Below are 258 nucleotides of genomic sequence, written 5' to 3'. Positions count from 1 at the left end.
CGCGGTCTTGCTACTACGTCCACCGTCTTCGACGGCGGCGTGTCGATGCTCGCCGCGTGGCGCTGCGTAGCCAGGTCAACCAGTTGTTCAGCCAGAGTCGGGGCTCGGCCGGCAGCCGCAGCATTCTGGGCATGCTGCGCGAAGAGGGCGTGACCATCGGCCGTTTCCGAGTGCGTAGGTTGATGCGTGAGCTGGGCCTGGTCAGCAAGCAACCGGGCTCGCACGCCTGCAAACAGGCCACGGTTGAGCGGCCGGATA

Annotated in this window: 1 protein-coding gene; it reads left to right on the top strand. The window is 66.3% G+C overall.

Translation table 11 applies throughout. From position 1 onward, the window contains the following. Positions 1 to 258: IS3 family transposase (locus HMPREF2914_RS22930; protein WP_083323311.1), on the top strand; the 258-nt coding region annotated here is incomplete at both ends.

Source organism: Pseudomonas sp. HMSC067G02 (genome assembly GCF_001813485.1).
GTDB classification, from domain to species: Bacteria; Pseudomonadota; Gammaproteobacteria; order Pseudomonadales; family Pseudomonadaceae; genus Pseudomonas; species Pseudomonas aeruginosa.
Note: the sequence above shows the minus strand (reverse complement) of the source record. Positions and strands in the feature narration are given on the sequence as shown.